The organism is Vibrio genomosp. F10 str. 9ZD137 (assembly GCF_049974785.1).
In the GTDB taxonomy this organism is placed as follows: domain Bacteria; phylum Pseudomonadota; class Gammaproteobacteria; order Enterobacterales; family Vibrionaceae; genus Vibrio.
The window spans coordinates 1-2,722 of sequence record NZ_JBNGCJ010000472.1 but is presented as its reverse complement, the minus strand read 5'-3'; the positions used below and the strand labels follow the sequence as shown (position 1 = coordinate 2,722).

The following is a 2,722-nucleotide window of genomic DNA, read 5'->3' as shown; positions in this document are numbered from 1 at the left end:
TCTACTTTGGTACCAAAATCGTTCTCGGCTATCTCAGCCAGCGCCTGGCTAGATGCCATGGTAAATACGCAAGTGCCAAGCGTGAAATGAAGACGCCAGAACAGAGTTTCTTGAGTTAAATTAGGGTTCGCCTTAAGCACAGATTGAGTGAACAGAGACAGAACGCCTTGATAACGCGTGGTGATGAACCAGCGCAAATGCCCCTGAACGTCGGTGTATCCACGACCAATAAGCAACATAAATCGACTTGTTCCGTCTGGTCTCACACTGTTTAGTGCCCTTAACGGCTGACGTAACGATTCGAATACATCAGCCACTTCAAAATCATTGCGTTCATTAAGCGACTCCAACGACTGCTCAAGTGCTGGCATAAACGCTTCTAAGTATCGATCGATGACGGCTCTGACTAAGGTTTTCTTATCGCCAAAGTGATAGTTAACCGACGCCAAATTCACGCCTGCTTTGCTCGTGATCGTTCTTAATGACGTGTCATTAAACCCTTGCTCCGAGAACAACACTTCCGCCACATCTAGAATTTTATTTTTGGTATCGTTTTTGGCTGCCATTTCAATCGCTCGTATTAAACATCTGTTTGAAATATACAGATCGAAAACATGATTAACAAGCCATTAACATCACATTTATGATCATTGGTCCGACCAGAATAGTACGTAACGTTTTAATTTATTGAAAATAAAAGAGTTAAAAAAACTTCGATTTTTATTAAAAAAAGATGGAACTGTATTGGAAAAGGCGGGTCATATTAGGTGTAGTGAGCAGAGTTTTAAGAGTTTCACTGGCCGTCAGACTTGTTTTTATACTGCCACTACCGTTTAAACTGCTTTTTCATATTAACTCCTATGTTTGTATCTGCCCAGAACCTGATTGTTCTGGGCTTTTTTTATTCTGTTTTTTATTCTGATGTAGCGGTTTGTGGTCACGGTGTAATAGGTAAAATGGCGTCAGGATTGATATACTTCCTCAAAACCACATTCTTGAGCCTTTCCATGATCTTAAATAATTCTCCCGTCACTCAACATCGCTTTCAAGATATTGAGTTTTTCCTCAAGAGGGACGATAAGCTTCACAGCCAGTTTAGCGGTAATAAAGCTCGAAAATTCAAATGGCTACTCAATAACAATGACGAAACGATAACCACAATTATTGGCTATGGTTCTGCTCAAGCTAACTCGCTGTATTCCCTCGCTGCCCTTGCAAGCATTAAAGGGTGGCAACTTGAATTTTATGTTGATCATATACCCCATTGGCTCAAAAAAACGCCTATCGGTAATTATCGAGGTGCACTGGATTTAGGGGCTAAAGTCATTGTGGTAAAAGAGGCGATTTCGACGCCTCTTCACCCTGCGGATTATATTGCACAGGTTCGTCAGCCAGACGAGTGCTGCATTGTTGTCCCAGAAGGTGGGCGTTCAACTTCAGCCGCATTAGGCGTTACCGAGCTTGCTGAGGAACTTTTACAATGGGCGAGATACGATAGCAGCCAACGTTGTGTTGTGGCTCTACCATCAGGAACAGGCACCACATCACTCTATCTAAGCCAGTATTTAAAGCCACATGGGATTGAGGTATTGACCTGCCCTTGTGTCGGTGGGCGCGATTATTTAATACAACAGTTTCATCAGTTAGAGCCTCACAACCACCCTGAAATCCTGACATTAGACAGCAAACATCATTTTGGACAGCTCGATCATGAAGACTACTTAATTTGGCAGCAGTTACTCGAAGATACTTATGTCGAATTTGATTTGCTCTATGATCCGATGATGTGGCGCTGTTTACTCAAACATAGACAATACTTAGAAGACAAAACGCTGATCTATGTTCATCAAGGTGGGATCTTAGGCAACGAGAGTATGCTACCTCGATATCAAAGGCAGTGGGATTAAATGACACCAGTAAGGAAGATTTGAATGATAAAATATCAACTGATAACGCTCACTTCTATCGTTTCAATGACTTCTATCGTTGCAATGATAGCGCCCCCATTGAATGCGAAAGTGATTTCAACACCGGGGAAAAGTATTATTGCCGTTGATGGTTCAAGCGCAGCAAAACGGGTTTGCTATTACCAAGACCAAGCCTACTCATTAGGGGCAATTCTTCAGGTTGGCGAGCATTACATGATCTGTAAGGAAGCGAATGACTTTGAAACCAATGGTGCCTTAAAATGGGTTCAACTGAAATCTTCATCACAAGATAACTAAAAAAGCGCTACCAAAGTAGCGCTGTGATGCTTGATTCTAGTGGGGGAAAGCATCGAAATTAAACGGTGCAGTTGAATCTGAGATCTTTCATGTTACTGAAATATCTTATGCTCCTGCCATCTCTTACGCGACGGCTGCCTCTTTGCTCGATTCTCTTTGCTTTAAGAACGCATAACCAAACCCGGTCACTGCAGTACCTGCCGCTATTGCCACTAAATACATCAGTATTGGTGAAATTGCACCAGGGATAAGCAACACAAATAAACCACCGTGCGGTGCCATCAGTTGAGCGCCAAACAGCATCGAAAGTGCACCCGTTAATGCTCCGCCTGCCATACACGCTGGAATAACACGCATCGGATCTTTTGCTGCAAATGGAATCGCACCTTCAGAAATGAAGCACAGTCCAAGAACAAATGAGGCTTTACCCGCTTCTCGTTCACTCGCCTCAAACTTATCTTTCGCTAACCAAGTCGCAAGGAGATCGGAAGAGCGGT

At 43.0% G+C, this 2,722-nt stretch carries 3 protein-coding genes and 1 pseudogene; 2 read left to right on the top strand and 2 right to left on the bottom strand.

The annotated features are described in order from the left end of the window. Positions 1-566 (bottom strand): TetR/AcrR family transcriptional regulator (locus tag ACP45E_RS11385; protein WP_069585023.1); only part of this gene is annotated, 566 nt, incomplete at its 3' end. A gap of 441 nt (positions 567-1,007) precedes the next feature. Here ACP45E_RS11385 and ACP45E_RS11380 point away from each other — a divergent pair. After that, a complete protein-coding gene (locus tag ACP45E_RS11380; protein ID WP_017039015.1) occupies positions 1,008-1,907 on the top strand; it encodes a 1-aminocyclopropane-1-carboxylate deaminase/D-cysteine desulfhydrase in 900 nt (299 codons plus the stop codon). A gap of 24 nt (positions 1,908-1,931) precedes the next feature. Continuing rightward, positions 1,932-2,225 (top strand): DUF1496 domain-containing protein, encoded by a 294-nt coding sequence (locus tag ACP45E_RS11375; protein ID WP_017039016.1) that lies wholly within the window; start codon positions 1,932-1,934, stop codon positions 2,223-2,225. Positions 2,226-2,348: 123 nt separating this feature from the next. On the opposite strand, the pseudogene ACP45E_RS11370 reads toward ACP45E_RS11375, so the two are convergent. Beyond that, positions 2,349-2,722: pseudogene (locus tag ACP45E_RS11370) on the bottom strand (PTS fructose transporter subunit EIIBC); the annotation flags it as partial.